Annotated in this window: 4 protein-coding genes and 1 pseudogene; 2 read left to right on the top strand and 3 right to left on the bottom strand. The window is 55.8% G+C overall.

The genetic code is table 11. The annotated features are described in order from the left end of the window. The first annotated feature begins 191 nt into the window (after positions 1 to 191). Positions 192 to 881: a hypothetical protein gene (locus A39O_RS0105750; protein WP_020503747.1), complete on the top strand. Its 690-nt coding sequence runs from the start codon at positions 192 to 194 to the stop codon at positions 879 to 881. A gap of 412 nt (positions 882 to 1,293) precedes the next feature. Here A39O_RS0105750 and A39O_RS41605 read toward each other — a convergent pair whose 3' ends face one another. Both A39O_RS41605 and A39O_RS40435 read right to left on the bottom strand, forming a co-directional pair. After that, positions 1,294 to 1,464, bottom strand: a complete 171-nt coding sequence (locus A39O_RS41605; protein WP_169338408.1) for a hypothetical protein — start codon at positions 1,462 to 1,464, stop codon at positions 1,294 to 1,296. Between the two features lie 366 nt (positions 1,465 to 1,830). After that, positions 1,831 to 2,418 carry a hypothetical protein gene (locus tag A39O_RS40435; RefSeq protein ID WP_157639685.1) on the bottom strand — a complete coding sequence of 196 codons (588 nt, stop codon included), beginning with the start codon at positions 2,416 to 2,418 and terminating at the stop codon, positions 1,831 to 1,833. 740 nt (positions 2,419 to 3,158) lie between these two features. Here A39O_RS40435 and A39O_RS0105735 point away from each other — a divergent pair. Further along, positions 3,159 to 3,374 (top strand): annotated as a pseudogene (locus A39O_RS0105735) (YggT family protein); the annotation flags it as partial. 365 nt (positions 3,375 to 3,739) lie between these two features. On the opposite strand, the gene A39O_RS37885 reads toward A39O_RS0105735, so the two are convergent. Continuing rightward, positions 3,740 to 4,048 (bottom strand): helix-turn-helix domain-containing protein, encoded by a 309-nt coding sequence (locus A39O_RS37885; RefSeq protein WP_083924530.1) that lies wholly within the window; start codon positions 4,046 to 4,048, stop codon positions 3,740 to 3,742. Positions 4,049 to 5,800: the final 1,752 nt, after the last annotated feature.

Genomic DNA, 5,800 nt, shown 5'->3' with positions numbered 1-5,800 from the left:
ACAACCGCTCCAGATCGCTGCGCGCGTCAACATCGCGCCAGTCAAATAAGCTCGGTTCAATGGCCGCCATGGGGTCCTCCTGCAAAGGATCGTCTCGATAACGATATGATCCCTTGGCGGCCACCTTTTTGCACGACCCCGCCGCCGCGTTGGGGTGAATTTTCGCCCGTCGCTCAAGACCACGCGCGTAAGTGACTGATTGTTCGTTCCGGGCTGGGGTAAACGAAAGTTTTCCCCCGCCGGGCGGCTTTTCAGTTCAGGGGGTTGCGGACACCGCTAGAGGCTCCTTTGGTAAGAAAAAGACGCCGATCAGCAGCGCCAATTACCTCGACGTTGCAGGCACGGTCTCAGCCGATAACCTGGCCAAGGTGGACATCAGTGTTTCGGGGCCTTACTCCATCGAATGGAGTAAATTCTCGGACACTGACGTGAACGTCGGCATCAAGTACTTGACGGTGGCCGGCGGGCAGGTCGGCTTCAGCCGCAATGCCGCAAAATCGGCCAACCTCGTCCTCATGAAGATCTCGCTGGCCGAAATCCCTCTGAAGAGGTTGCTGAATAATCACGCGAACATTGCCCGCAACTTCCTGAAAGACGAGGGCAACGACGCCCGCATCGTCAGCGCTGACTGGATCGTCATGGAGGGGGAGTTGGCCAGCAAGATCACCAGCGGCGTCGACGTATCGGCCAGCGCGCCAGTGGGCACCTCCGGTTTCACCCTGAACGTAAGTACCCGCACCTCCTCAACGGTGACCACCAAGGTCCAGATACCGCCACAGACCTGCTTTGCCTATATGATGAGCAAGGTGAAGAAGTGGGACAAGGAGGACGGCAACTGGATGGTAGAGGATTTAGAGGACGACATGCAGGGGCTCAACTGAAGCCCTCTGTTGTGGATGGCTCCCCAATTGTGCGCATGGTTGGTGAATAATGCGGAGCGGCACCGTCGAGGGCGGTGAAGCTCAGTCGTTCGGGCGATCAATGGCCTGGGGGTTTGGCGCCTGTTCGCTGGCGGGCAGTAGGCACGCAGTTCGCGGGTGAGCGTCGAAGGTGTGATTGCCGCGGAGGGCGGCGCACCAGGTAACAGCAGGAGCCGGATCGGTTAGATCGTCGGGAACCGTTGAGACAGACACGGCACCGAAATTACGGTGACAGTTTACTAGATACAGTAATTACGGGTTGCGTTCAACGCCCATCCGCATTCAGTGCATTTAGTAAACTGTCACCGTAACTCCTGATGACCTTCTGAAGTAGCACGACGCCTGTGGCGCGCGCTCGCATATAAGGCGAATGTTAGCTGCTAGGTTTTGGAAGCAGCCGCGGCTTGCGGTGCACAACCTTACGGGTTGATTTTGCTTCGGCTTCGCGTAATGCCTCGCAAATGCGACCCAAGTCACGACCGTATTTTTCTGCGTGCTCGGCACGATACTTGCGGATTTCCGCAACAATTGGATCTTCGTTCATATTTCTGCCCCCAATTCTTCCGGTGAGCACACTATCGGACAAACAAAGCCGTGCGATTCAACCACTGTTGTTATCAGCGCCTTGGTCTGTGCGTTGTTAATATGCTTAAAATTCCACGTGAGAAGGAACTCAATTCCCCCTGCGGCGGCAAATCAAATTCAGCCCGCTGACTCTGCCACCATGTTTCGGTAATCGCTTGGTGTGCGGCGACTACGACATCACGGCTCGGTCGCGCTACCAAATAGCTGATAACGGATGACTCGATGTAAACAGACTGTGCCATTACTTACCAGACATTACGGTGCATTACGGTGCATTACGGTGCATTACGGTGCATTACGGTGCATTACGGTGACAGTTTACTATTTACGAAACCACATCTTCACCTCCGTTGGCTAAGTTGGCTTTGTTCATCATATCCTGAATAGCATCATACGACGTGTACCTCAGGTTGCCTTTCCAGTGTTGTACGGCAACGGCTTGGCTCGTATATAGTTTTAATCGAAGCGATGCGATACCATCTTCATAATAGTGCACGGGGAATTTCTCCATTTCGGGTTCCCGCCGTTGTATCAGTTCTTCTAAAATCTGCGCGGCTGCCGCGCGTTGCTGATGGACGTTCTGGCTCTGCTCTTTCGCGGTCAATAGCTTCGCGGCAAGTGCATCAGGATCAAGTTCTATTAATGGGGTTTGCTCGAAAAGCGCCTGTAAGCTTGGATTATTATTTATTTCAGCGATACTAAAAAGACGATTTATTACCGTCACATGAGTCAATTTTGCCAGCGCGCGAGAAAGATGGCGATCAAAAAATTCCACTGCGGCCAACGCACGTTCGATTGAACGAACATTCAAGACAAGCTCTGTATCCCCATTCCAGAAAAACTCCCCGATAACAACAGAGTCGTTTACAGGCGCTTTGCGTAAAGGAAGGCTGGACGCTTCCTTCGTATACATCCATACCCATCGTTTTCGAGTCGGATCGGACTCCATGCAGTCAAGTTTCAGCAGTGTACGTTCTGTCTCGTCAGGGTCAGCGACCGTGTAATGCAGTCGAGTGGGTTGAAACAGTTCTCCTGTTGTGGTTCCAGCAACATTTTGGCGGTTTCCGAAAGACATAGTCCCTTTTCGCGCAAGACTTATGGCCCGCGTTGACTTCTTCTTCGGCTTTCGTGTCCGATTTTGTTTCATGATTGTCTTTACCAATTCGCGTTCTATCTATAAAAGGCGCTGACTATTCGTTAGCCTAACCGCAAGGATAAGTCGTGACTTGCTCTGCTCGCACGACTCATTCTTCTCGTGAGTTCCGGTGAGTTCCAGGAGTTCCAGGAGTTCCAGGAGTTCCAGGAGTTCCAGGAGTTCCGGAGTTCCGGGGACAGTTTACCTAATTCCCTTCTCCCCCGCCGAATAGGTCGGCCGTGTAACGTTCATCCATGACGAAGGAGTGGAAACGTTCTTGCCATGCCGCTGTTGGGGCCTCAACCCCGGTGAATCCGTTGGCTCATTTTCCTCACCTATACTGCTCCGCTCGGGTAATTAAGTAAACTGTCCCCGGAACTGGCGAACGCGCCCTGGCGGTGTTCGCCGAGGCGGGGCTGAGCGAACTGGTGGGCCGTGCCGCAGGGGCCGCCCGTGAACGCGCGGTCGAGATCTCCAAGACGTTGATGGAACAGTCATGAGCGGTTCCTATCTCACCAATCCGCGTCATTCTGAGTTGGGTGAACCCCGGCACCTACAATCCGGGCGTCGCGCTCCTGTCGCGGCTGACCGACCCCATCATGCGCCCGGCCCAACGCGCCCTGCCGCCGATCAGCGGCATCGACCTCTCGCCCATGCTGGTCATGATCGGTCTGGTGCTCTTGCAAATGCCGCTGGTGCCGCCGCTGAAATGGCTGACCGGGAGTCCGTTTTGAGGTGAGACGCGCACCTCAGGCGATTTTTCCAGGAAAGGAACTACCGACCGGTGGGGCGACTTAAGCCGCCCCTGCGGATCTTGCAGAATGCAATCGTTTGTTCGCGGCTTACGTTACTCAGCAACAGGANCAACACGCGATACGGGCGGGCGGCTAACCCTCACCCGACGGGGACTTTCACCCCGCAAGAAACGCCGAGCCTTGCTCGGCGCGATAACGACCGGGCTAAAGCGGCGCGCGCCACTGATGACCTTGCGAATTACCTCGACGCCTGTGGCGCGCGCTCGCATTTGAGGCGTATGTTAGAGCATTATCTCAATTTGGCAATTGGGTTCGGTCCTTCCGGCGCCTCTACTCCTCTCTTGCTACCCGAAAACTTCGCGAAGTACATCGGGTCGTTGTCTTGCAATCCGAATCAATGATGCTGCCGCGCGACTGGGTTGTCTTCGACCTTGCTCCCAATCTTGAAGGGTTCTAACTGATACGCCGAGAAGCTCCGCAAACTGTGGTTGAGACAGACCGGTCTTGTTTCGTGCCTCCACCACGGGCGAAAGCTGAACGGTATGAATAGCACCAACCTTTCCGGCTTTGATGCTCCTCACGGCGTCCAATGCTTCTTGCCAAACATCGCGATCCAAGTCACGTTCGATCAATTCTTTTTCACTAAGAGCCATTGACAAGTTCCTCCTTCAGTGCCTTGAGGATATGCGCTGGTGCGTTATCCTGCCGGGATTTGGCGTAGATCGTCAGAAGCCAGATCAGGCTTTCGCCGAGTTGATTGTAGTAGATCTCACGCCGCCTCGTTTACCTTGGCCGTCTCGGGACCAGCGTAGCTTGCGAACGCCGCCCGACCCGGGCACGACATCTCCCGCTTCGGGGTAGCGAGCAAGCCAAGCGGCGAACTTGCCGCGCTCATCTTCTGACAAATAGTCCGGCCAACGCGCAGAGAAGACGGGGGATTCGATAAGGGTGAACATGCAGCAAATCCTACGGCAAAGCAGTATGCCTTGCAAGCTCAATAAATTAACCTTGTCGTGACCCTTTTCCCCCGTGTGTTTGTGCAGCGAGTTAGGGGCTGGAAAGAAGTTGTTCAAGACCACGCCAGGCACCAGCACGAGGCAACCTTTCCAATGGGTTCACAAGGCCATCTTCCCCCATAGCGATTCGGTCCAACTACGAACTGATGGCATCTCCGCGCGAGCGAGCAGTTCAGCGGCGTTGGACCTCCGGCCCGCTAGATGTTCATTTACTGCGTCCGCAAGAATTGCTGCTGCGTTTTCGATTTCGGGGATCGGCTCACGCAGACAAAGGCGGGATGGTTGACTACGGTGCGAGTTCATGTGCCCTCCGCCGTAGGAACGCCGGTTACCCGGCGCCCCCGGCGCAATCCCGGACGTGCAGTTTTCCCGCATCCGGTTCCTCGGTTGTACTCACATTCGCGCGGACCTTCACAGTTACCCGTTACAAGGCCCAGTTGTTATTGCCCTCAGTGAGGTTGGCTCGTGTTTACCCGATCCTGCATGTCCGGCACGCGCTTCCTTTAGGGGCTGCGTACTTCCGTCGAGTCCTTCGCCATGTGGCTGGCTTTCCCAACCTCGGACTACTATGCCCGATAAGACACCTCGTCAGCATACGGCTGTTGTCAGCCTACCTGGATGCTCCATGCTCAATGACTCGACCCGTGCCCACGCCGTTTCCAGGTTCATCACCCTTACGTGTCCCAACACTGACGGCTCCATCATCTCGCTTCATCCAGGAGCCCACGGGGCTTCCTGAGTTCTCCGACGTCTCTCTTTCTGCATTTCCACGGCCTGAGGACTCCGGCGGACCTCCACACCCAAGACGCCGAGCGTTGCTCGGCGCGATAACGTGTCGCCCCAGGCGGCGTGCGCCACCCACTGAGCCTGCAAATCAGCTCGAACCCTGATGGCGCGCGCTCGCTCTTTGGGCGGTCGTTAGGCATTTCTTGAATTCATAATTGAGCTTGGCCCCTTTTCCTCCACTGACGGTTTGATCAAGCTTTCCGCAGGGATGCCAAGATCGCGATGTAAGCGCCAGATCATCTTCAGCGTCAGGGGGCGTTTGCGNCTCAAGATTTCGTAGACCCGATTGGAGCGTCCAATCATGGGCTCCAGGTCTTTCGGGGTGAGNCCGTTCTGTTCCATCTCGAAGCGGATCGCCTCCACCGGGTCCGGCAGGTCCATGGGGTAGTGGTCCCGCTCGTAGGCTTCCACCAGCGTGACAAGCAGNTCCAACCGCTCGCCTTCGGGGCTGTCGAGGGTCGCCGCCATCAGCGTTTCGATTTCGGCCAGGGCCGCCCGATAGTCGGCATCGGTCTTGATAAGCTTAATATCCATGGCGTTACCGATCAGATAGTTTGCGCGTCGATGGCGTCGTACTGTGCATGGGTGCCGATGAATCGGACG

It is taken from the genome of Lamprocystis purpurea DSM 4197, assembly GCF_000379525.1.
Lineage (GTDB): Bacteria > Pseudomonadota > Gammaproteobacteria > Chromatiales > Chromatiaceae > Thiodictyon > Thiodictyon purpureum.
Note: the sequence above shows the minus strand (reverse complement) of the source record. Positions and strands in the feature narration are given on the sequence as shown.

Excerpts from the sequence above, each read along its gene's own strand:
- A39O_RS41605 (WP_169338408.1), bottom strand. The coding sequence starts at position 1,464 with ATGAACGAAGATCCAATTGTTGCGGAAATCCGCAAGTATCGTGCCGAG.
- A39O_RS37885 (WP_083924530.1), bottom strand. The coding sequence starts at position 4,048 with ATGGCTCTTAGTGAAAAAGAATTGATCGAACGTGACTTGGATCGCGAT.
- A39O_RS40435 (WP_157639685.1), bottom strand. The coding sequence starts at position 2,418 with ATGTATACGAAGGAAGCGTCCAGCCTTCCTTTACGCAAAGCGCCTGTA.